The organism is Palleronia pelagia, assembly GCF_900110115.1.
Taxonomy (GTDB): domain Bacteria; phylum Pseudomonadota; class Alphaproteobacteria; order Rhodobacterales; family Rhodobacteraceae; genus Palleronia; species Palleronia pelagia.
Window position 1 is genome coordinate 113,943 of the sequence record NZ_FOCM01000001.1, and the last position, 16,277, is coordinate 130,219.

At 67.2% G+C, this 16,277-nt stretch carries 17 protein-coding genes and 1 tRNA gene; 14 read left to right on the forward strand and 4 right to left on the reverse strand.

What is annotated here, in order from left to right:
* The first annotated feature begins 36 nt into the window (after nucleotides 1–36).
* The 10 genes from BMX96_RS00570 (at nucleotide 37) to BMX96_RS00615 (ending at nucleotide 9,878) form a co-directional block, all read left to right on the forward strand.
* Nucleotides 37–1,458 carry a cryptochrome/photolyase family protein gene (locus tag BMX96_RS00570; RefSeq protein ID WP_091843086.1) on the forward strand — a complete coding sequence of 474 codons (1,422 nt, stop codon included), beginning with the start codon at nucleotides 37–39 and terminating at the stop codon, nucleotides 1,456–1,458.
* Between the two features lie 70 nt (nucleotides 1,459–1,528).
* On the forward strand, nucleotides 1,529–1,864 hold the full coding sequence (locus tag BMX96_RS00575; protein WP_139209900.1) for a hypothetical protein: 336 nt from the start codon (nucleotides 1,529–1,531) through the stop codon (nucleotides 1,862–1,864).
* Nucleotides 1,865–1,928: 64 nt separating this feature from the next.
* On the forward strand, nucleotides 1,929–2,630 hold the full coding sequence (locus BMX96_RS00580; RefSeq protein WP_091843091.1) for a L,D-transpeptidase: 702 nt from the start codon (nucleotides 1,929–1,931) through the stop codon (nucleotides 2,628–2,630).
* Nucleotides 2,631–2,736: 106 nt separating this feature from the next.
* Complete coding sequence (locus BMX96_RS00585; protein WP_091843094.1) at nucleotides 2,737–3,948, forward strand: SAM-dependent methyltransferase; 1,212 nt, start codon at nucleotides 2,737–2,739, stop codon at nucleotides 3,946–3,948.
* A gap of 1 nt (nucleotide 3,949) precedes the next feature.
* Complete coding sequence (locus BMX96_RS00590; RefSeq protein WP_091843097.1) at nucleotides 3,950–4,396, forward strand: TrgA family protein; 447 nt, start codon at nucleotides 3,950–3,952, stop codon at nucleotides 4,394–4,396.
* The gene (locus BMX96_RS00595; RefSeq protein WP_175481617.1) at nucleotides 4,396–5,511 is read left to right on the forward strand and encodes a gamma-glutamylcyclotransferase; all 1,116 of its coding nucleotides are present in this window, start codon (nucleotides 4,396–4,398) and stop codon (nucleotides 5,509–5,511) included. Before BMX96_RS00590 ends, BMX96_RS00595 begins: the two co-directional genes overlap by 1 nt.
* Nucleotides 5,512–5,615: 104 nt before the next feature.
* Complete coding sequence (locus tag BMX96_RS00600; protein WP_091843102.1) at nucleotides 5,616–6,644, forward strand: cysteine synthase A; 1,029 nt, start codon at nucleotides 5,616–5,618, stop codon at nucleotides 6,642–6,644.
* Nucleotides 6,644–9,019, forward strand: a complete 2,376-nt coding sequence (locus BMX96_RS00605) for a DUF3772 domain-containing protein (protein ID WP_091843105.1) — start codon at nucleotides 6,644–6,646, stop codon at nucleotides 9,017–9,019. Before BMX96_RS00600 ends, BMX96_RS00605 begins: the two co-directional genes overlap by 1 nt.
* On the forward strand, nucleotides 9,016–9,726 hold the full coding sequence (locus BMX96_RS00610) for an alanyl-tRNA editing protein (protein ID WP_091843108.1): 711 nt from the start codon (nucleotides 9,016–9,018) through the stop codon (nucleotides 9,724–9,726). Before BMX96_RS00605 ends, BMX96_RS00610 begins: the two co-directional genes overlap by 4 nt.
* A gap of 62 nt (nucleotides 9,727–9,788) precedes the next feature.
* Nucleotides 9,789–9,878 (forward strand) — tRNA-Ser (locus BMX96_RS00615).
* A gap of 431 nt (nucleotides 9,879–10,309) precedes the next feature.
* Here BMX96_RS00615 and BMX96_RS00620 read toward each other — a convergent pair.
* Entirely contained in the window at nucleotides 10,310–11,185 is an 876-nt protein-coding gene (locus BMX96_RS00620; protein ID WP_175481618.1) for a bile acid:sodium symporter family protein, read from the reverse strand.
* A gap of 133 nt (nucleotides 11,186–11,318) precedes the next feature.
* Between BMX96_RS00620 and BMX96_RS00625 the strand changes: the two genes are divergently transcribed.
* The 4 genes from BMX96_RS00625 to BMX96_RS00640 all read left to right on the forward strand — a co-directional run bounded on the left by BMX96_RS00625 (nucleotide 11,319) and on the right by BMX96_RS00640 (nucleotide 14,038).
* On the forward strand, nucleotides 11,319–11,867 hold the full coding sequence (locus BMX96_RS00625; RefSeq protein WP_091843114.1) for a carboxymuconolactone decarboxylase family protein: 549 nt from the start codon (nucleotides 11,319–11,321) through the stop codon (nucleotides 11,865–11,867).
* Between the two features lie 85 nt (nucleotides 11,868–11,952).
* On the forward strand, nucleotides 11,953–12,417 hold the full coding sequence (locus BMX96_RS00630; protein WP_091843116.1) for a nuclear transport factor 2 family protein: 465 nt from the start codon (nucleotides 11,953–11,955) through the stop codon (nucleotides 12,415–12,417).
* Between the two features lie 10 nt (nucleotides 12,418–12,427).
* Entirely contained in the window at nucleotides 12,428–13,048 is a 621-nt protein-coding gene (locus tag BMX96_RS00635; protein ID WP_091843119.1) for a pyridoxamine 5'-phosphate oxidase family protein, read from the forward strand.
* Between the two features lie 69 nt (nucleotides 13,049–13,117).
* Nucleotides 13,118–14,038, forward strand: a complete 921-nt coding sequence (locus BMX96_RS00640) for an AraC family transcriptional regulator (protein WP_091843122.1) — start codon at nucleotides 13,118–13,120, stop codon at nucleotides 14,036–14,038.
* Nucleotides 14,039–14,123: 85 nt separating this feature from the next.
* On the opposite strand, the gene BMX96_RS00645 is transcribed toward BMX96_RS00640, so the two are convergent.
* The 3 genes from BMX96_RS00645 to BMX96_RS00655 form a co-directional block, all read right to left on the reverse strand.
* Nucleotides 14,124–14,678, reverse strand: coding sequence for an FMN-dependent NADH-azoreductase (locus BMX96_RS00645; RefSeq protein ID WP_091843124.1), 555 nt, complete (start codon nucleotides 14,676–14,678; stop codon nucleotides 14,124–14,126).
* Between the two features lie 119 nt (nucleotides 14,679–14,797).
* Nucleotides 14,798–15,277: a YHS domain-containing (seleno)protein gene (locus BMX96_RS00650; protein WP_091843127.1), complete on the reverse strand. Its 480-nt coding sequence runs from the start codon at nucleotides 15,275–15,277 to the stop codon at nucleotides 14,798–14,800.
* A gap of 54 nt (nucleotides 15,278–15,331) precedes the next feature.
* Nucleotides 15,332–16,183, reverse strand: coding sequence for a cysteine hydrolase family protein (locus BMX96_RS00655; RefSeq protein WP_175481619.1), 852 nt, complete (start codon nucleotides 16,181–16,183; stop codon nucleotides 15,332–15,334).
* Between the last annotated feature and the right edge of the window lie 94 nt (nucleotides 16,184–16,277).

Genomic DNA, 16,277 nt, shown 5'->3' on the forward strand with positions numbered 1-16,277 from the left:
GCGTCCTAGCTTGCTGGTGCGAGCGAGAGGACGGCCATGGCAGACAATTCCCCCATCATCCTGTGGATTCGCCGCGACCTGCGGCTGAGCGACCATCCCGCGCTGGACCGCGCCGCCGCGACGGGCCGCCCGGTGATCCCCGTTTTCGTGCATGACGAGGTGGTGGAAGGCCATGGCGCCGCGCCCAAGTGGCGGCTGGGACTCGGTGTTCGGTCGTTCGCCGAGCGCCTGGAAGGGATCGGCTCGCGCCTGATTCTGCGGCGGGGCGAAGCGGTGAAGGTGCTTCAGCAGCTGGTGGACGAGACCGGCGCCACGACCGTGTGGTGGACCCGCGCCTACGATCCCGACAGCATCCGCCGCGACGAGGGCGTGAAATCCGCGCTGACGGGGCAGGGGACCGAGGCGGGCAGCGTGCCGGGCCACCTCCTGTTCGAGCCCTGGACGGTCGAGACGCAGCAGGGCGGGTTCTACAAGGTCTACACCCCCTACAAGCGCGCGGTGTGGGATCGCGAGGTCTCGCCCACGCTCAGCGCGCCGTCCGAGCTGCGGCCGCCGGACAGCTGGCCCGACAGCGACGACCTGGACGACTGGCAGATGGGCGCGGCCATGGATCGCGGCGCCGAAATCGTCGCGGGGTTCGTCAATGTCGGCGAAGAAGCCGCGCAGCAACGGCTGGCCGCCTTCGCCCGCGACGGCATCGCCGACTACGACGACCTGCGCGATCTGCCGGCGAAGGATGGCACCTCGAACCTGAGCGAGAACCTGACCTACGGCGAAATCTCGGCCCGCGCCTGCTATCACGCCGGGATGCGCGCCATCGACGATGACAAGGCGGGCGCAACCGCCTGGGTGGAAGAGCTGATCTGGCGCGAATTCGCCTATCACCTCGTCTATCACACACCCAGGTTGGTGTCGGGCAACTGGCGCGAGGAATGGGACAAGTTCCCCTGGAACGAGGACGAGCGCGTGGCCGAGGTGAAGGCCTGGAAACAGGGCCGCACCGGCATCCGCTTCGTCGACGCCGCCATGCGCGAGATGTACGTGACCGGCCGGATGCACAACCGGTCCCGCATGGTCGTTGCAAGCTACCTGAGCAAGCACCTGATGTGCCACTGGAAGATCGGGATGAAGTGGTTCGAGGACTGCCTGGTCGACTGGGATCCGGCCAGCAACGCCATGGGCTGGCAGTGGTCCGCAGGATCGGGGCCCGACGCGACCCCCTATTTCCGCGTCTTCAACCCGGTGACGCAGCTGGACAAGTTCGACAAGAACCGCGCCTACGCCGACCGCTGGATCGCCGAGGGGAAATCGGACCCGCATCCCGACGCGCTGAAATACTTCGAGGCGATCCCGCGGCGCTGGCCCATGTCGCCCGATGACGATTACCCCGAACCTGTGGTCAGCCACAAAGAGGGGCGCGAGCGGGCGCTGGAGACCTACCAGAACCGCGATTTCTGATCGGCTCACGTCCGCGTGTGCGACCCGTCGCGCGGTGGACACGATACGCGGGATGGGTATGTTCCGTCGCATGTCCGTGATCCGCACGATCCTGCTGGCCGCCTTGACCGCCCTGCTTTTGCCGTGGGCCGCCTACGCGAGCCCGATGGCCGGCGCGGCCCTTGGCGGGTCCGCCGCGTCCGCCGAGATGGGCGATCTGCGCGCTTCCGGGGTGGACGTCGCTTCGGCGAAACGCGACTGCAAGGGCAAATCGATCCTCGGAGCGTCTTGCGGCCCCGATCTAGCGATCGCGACGGACGCAGGCTTTACGCGGCCCGCGGAAGTCTCGGTGCCCAGATCGCACATGGATGCGACATCGTCGCCACGCCGGGTGGCATGGGCCGTCTGGGATCCGCCGCGCGGTTGAGCTTTCGCTTGCCCAATCGCCGAGAACACCCTAACGCCCAGATCGAAATTCACGAGGTTATACGATGATCTCCCGCCGTTTTCTCATGGCCAGTGCCGGTGCCGCCGCGCTTCAGGCCTGTGCCCGCACTCCAGCCCCCGAGGTGTCGCGGACCGCGACCCCCGCCGTGACGCTTCCGGCACCGGTGCCCGCCGCCTATGGCGCAATCACCGACGAGCCGTTTCCGATCCCGGCCATCCAGCCCGGCGTGGTCGATCCGCGCCTGTTCCGGCAAGTGGTTGCCTCGCCGCGGCCCGACATGGAAGAAGGCTCGATCCTGGTCGATCCCGACGCGGCTTACCTGTGGCTCATGCAGGAAGACGGCAACGCCCTGCGCTACGGCGTCAGCGTGGGCGCCGCCGGGTTCGGCTGGTGGGGCGAGGCCAAGCTGCAATACAAGCGCAAGTGGCCGCGCTGGACCCCGCCCGACGAGATGGTCGAGCGTCGCCCCGAGTTCGAGCCCTATTCCATCGCCAATGGCGGCATGCCGGGCGGCCCCGACAACCCCCTGGGCGCGCGGGCGCACTACCTGTTCCAGAACGGCGAGGATACGCTCTACCGGATCCACGGGGCCTGCGAGCCCGCCTATCTTGGCAAGGCGGTGTCGTCGGGCTGTATTCGCATGCTCGATCACGACGCGATCGATCTCTACGAGCGTGTCCGCGATGGCGTGCGGGTCGTGGTGCTGCCGTCCCTGATGCCCGACCCGCTGAAGACGATCTACTAGGCAGCGTGACGATCCTGCGGCGAGTGTCGCAACGTAAACCGCTGATTTCCAGTGGCAGGACCGGGGGTGGGCCTTTAGCTTCCTCGAGAACATCACGGGGAGCACGATGGAGAACCTGACATCGACCAAGGGGCAGGCTGGGCTGCCCCGCTACTTCGCCCAGGCCTTTGCCATGGCCTCGAAGCTGGAACACGGCCGACTGGACTTCGTGCTGCCGGACGGTCGTCGTTTCCGGGCCGAGGGAACCAAGCCCGGGCCGGTGGCCGAGATCGACATCCACCATCCCGACCTGTTCGCACGGCTGATCCGCGAGGGCGACCTGGGCTTCTGCGAAGCCTACTTGGATGGCTGGTGGTCCACGCCGGACCTGCAAGCCTTCATGGACGTGGTCCACGCCGACAACGACGATGTCTACGACGGCTTCCCGGGACAGGGTCTGGTGCGCGCCTACGAGCGGCTGCGCTTCTGGCTTCAATCCAATTCCAAGCGCCAGGCCCGGAAGAACATCAGCCACCACTACGACCTGGGCAACGATTTCTACAAGCTGTGGCTCGACGACACGATGACCTACAGCTCGGCCCTGTTCACCACGGGGCAGGAAAGCCTCGAGGCGGCGCAGACGGCGAAATACGCCTCGCTGGTGGACCAGATGGGCGCCAAGCCCGGCGATCACGTGCTGGAGATCGGCTGCGGCTGGGGCGGATTCGCCGAATACGCGGCGGCCGAACGGGGATTGAAGGTCACCGGCCTGACCATCAGCCGCGAACAGCGCGATTACGCCGTTGCGCGCATGGAACGGGCGGGCCTGTCGGACCGGGTCGAGATCAAGCTGCAGGATTACCGCGACGAGCGGGGTCAGTACGACGGCGTCGCGTCCATCGAGATGTTCGAGGCGGTGGGCGAAAAATACTGGCCGATCTATTTCGACACGCTGCGCGAACGGCTGAAACCCGGCCGCGCGGCCACCTTGCAGATCATCACCGTGGCCGACCGCCGCTGGGAGGTCTACAAGCGCGGTCCGGACTTCATCCAGAAATACATCTTTCCCGGTGGCATGCTGCCGTGCCCGTCGGTGCTGCGCGACCAGGTGCGCGCGGCCGGCCTGACCGTGGCGCGATCGGTCGAGTTCGGCGAAAGCTACAGCCAGACCCTGCGCCGGTGGTTCGATACCTTCAACGACCGCTGGGACGAGGCCGCGCGCCTGGGCTTCGACGACCGGTTCCGCCGGATGTGGAATTTCTATCTCACCTCTTGCGCGGCGACCTTCCACGTCGGTAACTGCGACGTGACGCAGATCACCGTGGAAAAGCCCGCCTGACATGTATCCCACCGCCGCCAAGCTTTTCGCCGCCTTGGGCTACGCGGCCCTGGTCTGGTACGCCAGCCTGCTCATCATTCCCAACCTGCCCGAAGGGCGGTCCGAGGGCCTGATGCCCGAGGTGAACGCGCTGCTGGCCATGATCCTGGGCTGGCGGATCATGGGCGCCCGCGCCGGTCAGGGCTTCGTCAACGCCATCGGGATCGGGCTGACCACTGCCGCCGCGATCCTGTTCTGGGCGATCATCATGTGGGCCGGCTACGAGGCGCTGATGCGCTCCATCAACCGGCGCTACAACGGTCCGGTCGAGGCGATCGAGGCGTCCATCGCGCTCGCCATGGAATTCGCGCAATACACCTGGCCTGGTCAATGCTTGGCGACGCTGGCTGTGGGCGGGATCATCGTGGGTGTCCTGTCCGAAGCGTTCGCCTGGCGCTACGGGCGCTGATGCCCGATCTTTTCCTCTTCGGCACTTTGCTGGATGCGTCCTTGCGCGACCTGGTCGCGGGCGGCGCGGTCGCGACACGCCCGGCCGTTCTGGACGACCACGCGGTAAACCGTGTCGAGGGTGCCGATTTTCCTGCGCTGGTGGCGCAGCCGGGCACCCGCGTCGAGGGTCTGTTGCTGACGCCCGACGCGACCCAGATGGCCCGGCTGCATTTCTACGAGGAAGGGTTCGGCTTCGGGCCCGAGCCGGTGACGGTGATTGCGGACGGCCAGCCGGTCGAGGCGATCGTCTACCGACCGCGCGACGGCGTGACCGCCTCGGACACCCCTTGGGATCTTGCCGCCTGGCAGCAGGCATGGGGCGCGCTCACCCGCCGCGCCGCGCGTGAGAGCATGGGCGACTTCGGCCAGATCGATGGCGCGACGCTGCGCGAGCGGGTGCCGATGATTTTCACGCGCGCCGATGCGGCACTGCGCGCCGAAAGCGAAATGGTGCCCTGCACCCTGCGCGCCTCGACGAACCGCGACGCGATCACGGTAGACGACCGCCGGGTGCCCTACGCCAAGTTCTTCGCGGTCGAGGAATGCGACCTACGCCATCCCCTGCACGGGGGCGGGCAGTCACCACAGGTGACACGGGCAAGCTTCGTCATGTCCGACGCGGTCACAGTATTGCCCTACGATCCGGCGCGCGACCGGGTGATGCTGGTCGAACAGTTCCGTTTCGGTCCCTTCGCGCGGGGCGATCTCTATCCCTACGCGTTGGAACCCATTGCCGGGCGCATCGACCCGGGTGAAGGGCCCGAGCAGACCGCGCGCCGGGAAGCCATGGAAGAGGCGCGTTTGTCTCTGGGACCGCTGCATCTCGTGGCGCGATACTATCCCAGCCCCGGCGCCACGACCGAGTATCTCTATTCCTATGTGGCCGAGGCGGAACTGCCGGACGGCATCCAGACCATCGCCGGATCGGATGCCGAGAACGAGGACATCCGGACACATGTCATCACGTTCACGCGCCTGCTTGAGCTGATGGAAAGCGGCGAGGTCGACGTGGGCCACCTTCTGGTCTCTGTGCTCTGGCTCCAACGCGAGCGGGCGGCCGGCCGTTTTGCCTGAAATCGGGGAACCCGCCGTGGGGGTGGTCGCTTGAAAGGGGCCCGGCCGGGGCCTACAACCATCGGCACCGCATAGCACCGCCCAAATCCGAGGGAGCCGCCCAAATGATCCACAGCGACCTGTCCGCCGCCGTCGGGAACACGCCCCTCATCCGGCTGCACGGCCCGTCCGAGGCCACGGGATGCGAGATCCTGGGCAAGGCCGAGTTCATGAACCCGGGCCAGTCGGTCAAGGACCGCGCCGCACTGTTCATCATCCGCGACGCCGTCGAAAAGGGCCTGCTTGAACCGGGCGGCACCATCGTCGAGGGCACCGCCGGCAACACCGGCATCGGTCTCAGCCTCGTCGGCGCGTCGCTGGGCTTCAAGTCCGTGATCGTGATCCCCGAGACCCAGTCCGAGGAGAAGAAGGACATGCTGCGGCTGGCTGGTGCCACGCTCGTGCAGGTGCCTGCCGTTCCGTACAAGAACGACAACAACTACGTGAAATATTCCGGCCGCCTGGCCGAACAGCTGGCCAAGACCGAGCCGCACGGCGCCATCTGGGCCAACCAGTTCGACAACGTGGCCAACCGGCAGGCGCACGTGGAAACCACCGGCCCCGAGATCTGGGACCAGACCGGCGGCAAGGTCGACGGCTTCATCTGCGCCGTGGGCTCGGGCGGGACGCTCGCAGGTGTCGCGCAGGTGCTGCAGCCGAAGGGCGTCAAGATCGGCCTCGCCGATCCCGAGGGGGCAGGCCTCTACAAGATCTACACCGGGGAAGAAAATCCCGGCGACTCGATCTCGGAAGGGATCGGGCAGGGGCGCATCACCGCCAATCTCGAGGGGCTAAGTCCCGATTTCTGCTACCGCGTCCCCGATGCCGAGGCGCTGCCGGTGGTGTTCGACCTGCTCCAGCACGAAGGTCTTTGCATGGGCGGGTCCACCGGCGTGAACGTCGCGGGCGCCATGCGCCTTGCGCGTGAGCTGGGGCCGGGCCACACCATCGTGACGATCCTGTGCGACTATGGCACGCGCTATCAGTCCAAGGTGTTCAACCCCGAGTTCCTGGACAGCAAGGGTCTGCCGGTGCCCGAGTGGCTGCGCAAGGGATCCGAGCGGATGATGCCCTCGGTCTTCGTCGACACGTGATGCCGCTTTTGCGCGCCTGGCTGTGCGCGGTCCTGCTGCTTGTCGCAGGGGCCGTCACGGCGCAGGATATTCCCCGCCCGAACTACGATGCCTGGTCCGAGCTGACGTCCGAGGTCGAAGAGACGCTCGACGGCTTCGCCACCGTGGGAACGCTCGAGGACCTGCGCGCCGATGTCGCGCAGCGGCGCGAGGCCTTCCTGGCGGCGCAGGACATCAACGCGAACCGCATCGCCACCGTCGAAAGCCAGATCGAAGCCCTGGGCCCGCCCCCGGCCGAGGGGGAAGAGCCCGAGGCCGAAGACGTGGCGCAACGCCGCGCCGAGCTGAACGAGGAGCTGGCCGAACTGCGCGCCCCGGTCATCGCCGCCGAAGAGGCATTTACGCTCGCCAATGGCCTGATCGGCCAGATCGACCGCACCATACGCGAACAATACGCTCAGCAATTGCTGGCGCGCGAAGCAAGCCCGCTGAACCCGGCCTACTGGCTGGGGGCCGCGGACCTGCTGCTCGAGGGATGGGACACCGTCGCGACGCCGGTGATCCAGGCGTGGCAGGATCCCGGTCAGCGGGCGCGGGCCTTCGACAGCCTGGCCGCCGCCGTGCCACTGGCGCTGGTCGCCCTTCTGCTGATCTTCCGCAGCCGCTGGTGGATCCGCCTGATCTCGGGCTGGGCGGTCAATCACTCGACCCGGGGCCGCGGTGTCGTCTTCTTCCTGCTGTCGCTGGGCCAGATCCTGTTCCCGACCCTCGGCGTCTATTTCCTGGCGCGCGCCGCGGCGCTGACGGGCTTGTTCGACGGGGCCGCGATGACGGTGCTGGACGCACTGCCGCTGGTCGCCATGCCGATCTTCGTTTCCAAATGGCTGGCCCATGTCCTTCTGGGCAGCGAGGCCACGGCGCAGCCGTTCTGGCGCGGCGATGACGTCCCGCTCACGTCGCTTCGGTGGCACAGCGTTCTCATCGGCTACGCGGTGACGGCGATCTTCGCCGTGGCGCTGCTGGCAAACGTGACCGGGCGCAGTGACGTCCCGGTGGACGTCCTGAAATTCGCGCCGCGCGTTCTGCTTGGCTGCCTGCTGTTCAGCATCGGTCGCATCCTGATCAGGATGGGGCGTGGCAATACGGACGAGAGCGGGACGCAGAGGGTGGGCAGTTCGCTTCTGCGGCTGATCGGACGGCTGTCGATCATCGCGGGCGTTCTGGGCGTGCTCCTGGCCGCCGTCGGCTATTCCAACGCGGCGCAGGCGGTGCTGGTCCCCGCGGCCATGACGCTTGGCGTCACGTCGGTCCTGGGTCTGCTGCAAAAGCTGGTCTCGGACCTTTACGCGCTGCTGACCGGAACGGCCGAGGGCGAAAGCGAGGCGCTCGCCCCGCTCCTGATCGGGTTCCTGTTGGTCCTGGCCGCGCTGCCGGTCTACGCGCTGATCTGGGGCGCACGCGTCGCCGACCTGACCGAGGTCTGGTCGCGGTTCCGCGCGGGCTTTGCCTTCGGCGACACGCGGATCTCGCCCACGGATTTCCTGGCCTTCCTGCTGATCTTCGTCATCGGCTATGCGCTGACACGGCTGGTGCAGGGCACGCTGCGCAACACGGTGCTGCCGAAGACCCGGCTGGACGTGGGCGGGCGCAACGCCATCGTGTCGGGCGTCGGCTACATCGGTATCTTCCTGGCGGCGCTTCTGGCGATCACCGGCGTGGGGATCGACCTGACCTCGCTGGCCGTCGTCGCCGGTGCGCTGTCGGTCGGCATCGGTTTCGGCCTGCAGAACGTCGTGTCGAACTTCGTGTCGGGCATCATCCTGCTGATCGAACGCCCGATTTCCGAGGGCGACATGATCCAGGTGGGCGACCAGATGGGCTACGTGCGCGACATCTCGGTGCGCTCGACCCGGATCGAGACCTTCGACCGCACCGACGTCATCGTGCCCAACGCCGATCTGGTGTCGAACTCGGTCATCAACTGGACCCGGGGCAACAACGTGGGCCGGGTGATCGTGCCGGTGGGCGTGGCCTACGGCTCGGATACAGAGCGGGTGGCCGAAATCCTGCAGGAGGTCGCCGAGGCGCATCCGATGGTGATGCTGAACCCGCCGCCGGCGATCCTTTTCCGCGCCTTCGGTGCCTCGAGCCTCGATTTCGAGATCCGCGCCATCCTGCGCGACGTGAATTTCATCGTGGTGGTGCAAAGCGACCTGCTCCACGCCATCGCAAAGCGCTTCACCGAGGAGGGGATCGAGATCCCGTTCCCGCAGCAGGACCTGTGGCTGCGCAACCCCGAGAGCCTGCGCCCCGTCGCATCCGGCGGGGCAGGGGCGCCAAGCCCCGACGCGCCACATTCGCAGCCCGATGCCTCGACCCCGGAGAGCCCCGCATGACCGACCTTCTGCATCTCGACGATCCGTTCCGTAAGACCGCCACGGGCCAGGTGGTCGAGACCGGCGACGGCTGGGTGCGGGTCGATCCGTGCCTGTTCTACGCCACCGGCGGCGGCCAGCCCGGCGACACCGGCGAGATCAGATGGGACGGCGGGCAGGCCAAGGTCACGATCTGCGAAAAGGGGGCGGACGGCGCGCCGATCCTGCGGCTTGCCGATGGCGCCGCGCCCGATGAGGGGCTTCCGGTCGAGCAGGCGATCGACTGGGACCGGCGCTGGGGCCACATGCGCGTGCACACCGCGCTGCACTTGCTGTCGGTGGTGGTGCCGCTGCCGGTGACGGGCGGGGCCATCTCGGTCGAGAAGGGGCGTCTGGACTTCGCCATGCCGGATCCGCCCGAGGACAAGGACGCGATCGAGCGGGCGCTGAACGACCTGGTGGCCCGCGACCTGGCCGTCGGCACGGACTGGATCACCGAGGACGAGCTCGACGCCAACCCGGGCCTCGTGAAGACGATGTCGGTGCAGCCACCGCGCGGCGCCGGTCGGATCCGGCTGGTACGCATCGGCCAAGGCGACGATCAGGTCGACTTGCAACCCTGCGGCGGCACCCACGTGTCCACCACTGGCCAGATCGGCCGGTTGCGGCTGGGCAAGGTCGAGAAGAAATCCGCGACCTCGCGCCGGATCACCCTGCACCTCGCCTGAGCCCGCGCGGCGTCCACCGGCCCTTGCGCAAGGGTGGGAAGATGCGCTAGGCGCTTGCCAACGGAGCGGTGGCCGAGTGGTCGAAGGCGCACGCCTGGAAAGTGTGTAGGCGGGAAACCGTCTCCAGGGTTCGAATCCCTGTCGCTCCGCCACTTGCCCCTGCGAACGCGTTCTCCCGATCCGGCTGCGGCAGGATTTTTCCGTTGTTTTCGAGGGTTATGCGGGAGGGGCTGAGCACTGCCCTAGGCGCGAGAAGGCACGGAAGCGGTCTCTCAGGCCAGATATTCTCTGGACCTCATGACTGCGCCGATTTGGTGAATAGCTTGTAAGGCACTGTTAAGCATGGATTTCTTTCTGCGCGACCTGAATACTTCGACTGGGGTCGCGTTCGACCACACGGAACGGAGATCGAACGTTCGCTAGCCGCCGGGTGAAGCGCACACGCCGATACAGATGTACTGCGCACAACCTGAAGCTCGACGGGAAGGGCGGGAAGCGGACCTTCGCTGCGCACTGACCCAATGACCGCTGCTGTTCTCGAAGTCGGCTCTTGACCGAGTAGCCCTCGCTTGATGTTCCGACCTCAGACGCGCTGCCATGCTCGCGAGAGCAGGATGACCACCGGAAAGGTCATTGCATAGGTCAGCGCACCGTAGACGACCGAAGGTGTCGCGTAGAGCGGAAAGCCCGCCGCATCGCCCCACAACATCGCCCCCGCAGCAAGCCCCAGCCCGCTGTTCTGCACGCCGGTCTCTACGGCGATGGTCGTCCGCTGCGGCGCGGACAGACCGCAGGCCTGTCCGAGGGCAAGGCCGAGGCCCAGAAGCAGAAAGGTGAGAAGCAAAAGCTGCAACCCGATCAAGATTAGGCCGGATCGCAAGGTGTCGGCGACTTCTATGAAGGACCAGCCGATGATCGCTATGAACACGGCGGAGCAGATGCGGAAGATGGCAAGCTCGTGGCTCTCGACGGGGCGGGGCGCGAGGTAGCGGATCGCCATGCCCAAAAGGACGGGAACCGTGGCAAGCGCAATGACGCGCAGCGTGAGATCTTCGAAGGCGACCCGGGTCCCCTCGGTGCCGAGGAAATAGTTCGCCGCCAGCACGGACAGCGCCGGCAGGGTCGCCGCCGAAAGGAGGTTGCTTACCGCTGTCAGGGATACGGACAGGGCCACGTCACCGCCGGCAATCCGCGTCAGCAGGTTGCTCATCGCCGCACCGGGGCAGAGCGTGAGGAGCACGATGCCGAGGGCAAGCTCCGCATCCTGTTGCTGGGCCGAGACGAACAGGAAACCCACGATCGGAACCAGAACGATCTGGCTCGCGATCCCGAGAAAGAGAGCCCCTGGCCGTTTCAAGGAGGACCGGAAGTCGGCGACTGTCAGGCCGAGGCCAAGCGCGAACATCATCACGAAGACCGCGACGGGAACGGCTACATCGATGATCGTGTCGGTCGTCACGGTTTTGGCCCTCGCGGTATCCATATCACGACCAACGTGGCAGATCGAGCCAAAGGCCTGGCAGAGCAGGCCAAGACGATCGCGGCCTCAATCGCGACAGTCGGTACATGGAAACCAGCAAAGTGAGCCAGCCATGTCCCGCATTCAAATACCCGGTTCGATCTCGGCCGCTCCGGCCGCGTCCCAAGCCTTTCTCGAGCGCGTCGGCAAGTCGCTCGGAAGCGTCCCGAACCTCTTCCGCCTGACCGCCAACAGCCCCGCCGCGCTGGAGGGGTATGTCGGGCTGAGCGGTGCGCTCGCCAAGGGCAGCCTGGCGCCCCAGACCCGCGAGCGGATCGCGCTGGCGGTGGCCCAGATCAACGGGTGCGACTACTGCCTGTCAGCGCACGCCTACTTGGCCGCGAACGTGGCGAAGCTCGACGCGGCCGAGATCGCCGCGAACCGCGCGGGCGGGTCATCGGACCCCAAGGCCGATGCAGCCGTGAAGTTCGCGGCGGCGCTGGTGCGCGCGCGGGGGCAGGTCTCGGAGGCCGACCTCTCCGCGGTGCGGATGGCCGGACATTCCGACGCCGAGATGGTCGAGATCGTGGCGCATGTCGCGCTGAACACGCTGACCAACTACCTCAACGAGGCGTTCGACACGCCCATCGATTTCCCGGTCGTCACCGCCTCGGCGGCGTGACACCGCGGACACCCCGGTCGCGGTCCCGTCTCCCCCCTCCCGCGCGACCGGGGTGCAATCTGCCCCTGCCACCAGGACCACTGCCATGACACGTCCCCCGTTGCCGCCCTTCGATACGCTGTCCGCACGGACCAAGGTTCGCCTGGCCGAGGACGCGTGGAACGGCCGCGCGCCGGAACGGGTCGCGCTTGCCTACACGCCGGACAGCCGGTGGCGGAACCGGACCGAGATGTTCCGGGGCCGCGACCGCATTATCGCGTTCCTGACCCGCAAGTGGACCGAAGAGCTGGACTATCGCCTGATCAAGGAGCTGTGGGCCTGTGACGGCGACCGCATCGCGGTCCGCTTCGCCTACGAGCATCGGGACGCCGGCGGCGCGTGGTTTCGCAGCTACGGAAACGAGAACTGGGCGTTCGACGCCGAGGGGCTCATGCGCCAGCGCATCGCGTCGATCAATACCCTGCCGATCTCCCCGGACCAGAGGCTCTTTCACTGGCCGCTCGGTCCGCGGCCCGGCGATCACCCGGGCCTGTCGGAGCTCGGGCTATAGGAGGTGCACCATGCCGAATGCCTTTGCCGATATCGCCTTCACGCCGCGCGTCCGGGCCGAGCAGCAACGCTTCGGATCGGCTGACGCCTATGCGCGCGTCCTGTCGCCCGACCGCGACGACGGCGCGGAACTTGGCCCGCGCGAGGCGGCGTTCCTGTCCGCGCGGGACGGGGTCTACCAGGCGACGGTGTCCGAGACGGGTTGGCCCTATGTCCAGTTCCGAGGCGGCATGCCGGGTTTCCTGAAGGTCATCGACGCGCGCACGATAGGATACGCGGACTACGCGGGGAACCGTCAGTATATCAGCGTGGGCAACCTGCGGCTGGACGACCGGGTTTCGTTGATCGCCGTGGATTATGCCCGCCGCGAACGGTTGAAGCTGTGGGGCCGCGCCCGGATCACCGAAGATCCCGATATCGTGGGTCTTTTGAACGGCGATGACGGCCCGCGGGCCGAGCGCGGCATCGTCATCCGCCTGGCCGCGTTCGACTGGAACTGCCCCAGGCATATCCCCGTCCGCCACACGGATGGCGAGCGCGACGACGAGATCGCGCGCCTGGCCGAACGGATCGCGGACCTGGAGGGGCAGTTGGCCGGCCGTCCTGCCATGCGGCGGCAGGCGCGCCCCTGAATGCGCGGGCCGTCGTGGCGGCCAACGCGTGGAACTGGCGCCGCGAGCGATTCCGGCCTAGCGTTGGCCATGCCCACCGTGACCAACGCATTCGCGCGCGCGATGGCCCAGGCGGCCGGAATGGAGCTGAGAGAGGACGGTGTCCTGATCTCGGGCGGGGTCGCCGTGCGCCGGCTGCCGCGGCCGCGCGACGGTCGTATTTCCGAAACGGACTACTTCGATCTCCTCGACTGGATCCGCCAGCGCCACGGCGACGAGATCGCGCTGCTCGCGGCCTATGCCAAGGAGATCCGCGCCGATGATATCGGCGTGCTGGGGCTCGCGATGAAGACGGCGCCGACGCTGCGGGCCTCGCTCGAACGGATCGAGCGGTACTGGCGCGTGGTCACCGACACCGCGATCTATCACCTGGACGGCTCGGACGACCCCGCGGCCCTGGTTTTCGAAGGGCGGACGGGGCATCATCCCGCGCTCGACTTCCGCAACGAGGGCGCGCTGGCCGCCCTCGCCCGGAACATGCGGCTCTTCGTCGACGGCGATCTGGTGCTTGAGCACGTGTCGTTCCGGCACCCGTGCCGCGGCGACCCCGATCACTATGCCGCCCATTTCGGCTGTCCCGTGAGCTTCGGGGCCGCCCGAAACGCCATTATGCTGCGCCACGAGATGCTGGACCTGCGGGCCGAGCTCTTGCGGCGCCTGACCCCCGCGCTGAGCGACGGGGTGCCGCAAGCCGCCGAGATCGCGCGGGACATGGGGATGAGCGAGCGCACGCTCTACCGTCGCCTTTCGGATGAAGGGCTGACATTCCGCGACGTGGTGACCGAGGCGCAAGCCTCGCTGGCGCAGGAGCTTCTGCGCGACAGCACCAGCTCGATCGCCGAGATCGCGTTCCTGACCGGATTTTCCGAGCAGAGCACCTTCAGCCGTGCCTTCAAGCGCTGGAGCGGTCAAACCCCCTCGCAGTTCAAGCAGCACGGTCCGGCCCGCTAAAGGCGCGCGTCAGCGCGGCCCCGGGTGCCCCTTGGACCACCTGACGCGCGGGCCTTGGTCCGGGCTGCACCGCGGCGACGTTCAATCAAGTCCCCCCGACAGATCGTGATTGCGCGACGCCCGCCACCCCGTGCCCGTGCTTCGCGCAGTGCATGGCAGGTTCAGCCAAGCGCTTGGCAGGCCGGGCCGATACCGGGTTGGCGGGGCAGGGATAGCGTGCCCGCATCGACCACCGGAAAGGTCGGGCGCTGGCACGATCCCGGCGCGGCCTTTCCGCCCAGAGAAGGGCCACCGCCATGCGCAAGACCGACAGACAGACCAGACCGAAGACCAGAGCCGCGGGCATGCCATAGTTGTACATCGGCGTCGTGATAACGATGACATCAGCCGCCGCCACCTCGGCGATCAACTCGTCGGAGATCCTGGTGAGTTCGCGCTGCTGCGCGGTTATCTCGGTGCTGAAGACAGCCGCGATCCACGCCTCGGTAATGATCGGAGGCGGGCTCCGTCCGACGTCCCGCACCGTGATGTCGATCTCGGGTTCGTGCGCGATCCATGCATCGATGAATTGGTCGCCGAGTTTGCGCGAAAGGGAACGCCCGGTGCGGGCGCTTGCGTCGACTCTGAGGATACGTGTCATGTTGGCGGCCCTTCTGTGAGGTTTGAGAGATGGCTGGTTTCACGGGGCTCCAGCCATCATGTGCAACGGAAATCCCGGGTCCCGACGATCGGCACCCGGGAGAGGAATGCGATCTTTGCTCAGAGATCGCCGACGCGGGTCGATTCGATGCTCGGCCACTGCGCGTCGGCGCCCGCGATGACCGTCTCCGGATCCTCGAGGTATTTCTCGAGGGTCGCGGCATTGACGAAGAGATATAGGTGGCCATCGACGATGTCGGCGTAGCGGACGTCGCCATCGAGCTTCTTGCCGAGATAGACACCGAAGGCGCAGAACCCGCCGAATTGCGGCAGGAAGGCCGCCGGGTCGGCGTCGAACTGCTGCTTGGCCGCCTGGGTGGCGAAGTAGTAATCCACGCCGTCGTGTTCCGAGGTGAAGCCCGCGTCGCCGATCCGCGGGCCTGCACCCCCGAACATCGAAACGGGGTCGGTGCCGTGCAGGCCCAGCGGGTTGCCGGTCGCGGTCAGGCCGTTGGAGACGTTGACCTCGTCGGCGGCGAAGGCGGCAGACGCGAGCGCGAGGGTGATGGCCACGGCGGGCAGGCTGATGATCATTTTCATTGGAAGGGTCCTTTCAGGGGTTTGGAGTGAATTGGGTGTCACCGGGCTGCCGGGTCAGGCCGAGCGCGCGATGCGATCGACCGCGTCGTCGGTCCACCAGACGCCGTTGGCGACCATGCGGAAGTTGATGATCGCGGCGAGATAGCCGTCGCCCTCGGGCACCTTCGCGCCCGCGGTCGCGTCGCGCACCACGGCGACCTCGTAGCCAAGCTCGAGCATCTCGTAGAGATGCGCCTGGGTGCAGAGATTGGCCGACATGCCCGCCAAGATCACCTTGTCGATCCCGCGCTTGCGCAGCTGCAGGTTCAGGTCGTTCTGCGCAGGGCCGTAGACCTTGTGCGGCGAGCAGATGATGGTCTCGCCATCCTCGATGTACTTCTTGTATTGCGGCATCCAGTCCGCGCCCGACCCTTCGAAGCCGTCGAGATCAAGGGGGCCGGGCCGGTCGAACATGCCGATGGAATGCATCGTGCGCTCCAGCGTGCCTTCGAACTCCCACCTGTGGTCATGGGGGTAGTAGTAGTGCGGCGAGATGAAGACCGGCATCCCGGCCGCCTTGGCGGCGGCGAACAGGCGCTCGATATTGTCGACGGTGCCCTGCTCGGTCACGCTTTCGCCCACGACGCCCCAGGTGACGCCGTCCTCGGACAGGAAGTCGATCTGGGGGTCGGTGACGACCAGCGCGGTGCGGCCCGGCGCGATTTCCATGTCGATCTGCGGCAGGCCCGGCGTATCGGGATCGGCGTAAAGCGCGCGGGCCTCGTCGGTAGCGGCCATGGCGGCGCCGGCGGTCAAGGTGCCGGCGGCCGTGGCGGCGGCCGCGCCTTTCATCAGGCGCCTGCGCGCCATGTCGACCTTCTCGGGCGTGACGTCGCAGCCGCAGGCGTGGTGGGGGTCATGGTCCATTTCATTGCTCCTTCCGGGGGGTTTTGGCGGACCGCTGGCGCGGACGGCCGGGATGGGGTGGGTTTGCCTTTGCCGGGCATGGGTCGGGCGGTTG